Below are 274 nucleotides of genomic sequence, written 5' to 3' on the forward strand. Positions count from 1 at the left end.
GACAGGCGGCGGGCGACGCCTATCTGAAGGTGCCGTAGGCGTCGGCGCGCGTCACCCCGAATCGACGAACTCCCGGAGCACCGTCGCCTCGGATTTTCGGAGTAGCTCGCCGGCCGTACTCGTCGAGCAGTCGAGCGCGTCAGCCACGTCCGCGACCGACCCTTCGCGGGGGATTTCGTAGTAGCCGGTCGCCACCGCGGTCTCCAGCGCGGCCCGCTGTCGGTCGGTGAGTTGCGAGGAGGACCGCCGCCGGTCGAAGGGCCGCACGCGCTCG

1 protein-coding gene is annotated in these 274 nt (G+C 71.2%); it reads right to left on the bottom strand.

Annotation, left to right across the window (positions count from 1 at the left end):
• Window positions 1–51: 51 nt before the first annotated feature.
• Window positions 52–274, bottom strand: a 223-nt coding sequence (locus HKX41_11430) for a bacterio-opsin activator (protein NNC24743.1), incomplete at its 5' end; no start/stop codon positions are given.

Source organism: Salifodinibacter halophilus (assembly GCA_012999515.1).
Taxonomy (GTDB): Bacteria; Pseudomonadota; Gammaproteobacteria; order Nevskiales; family Salinisphaeraceae; genus Salifodinibacter; species Salifodinibacter halophilus.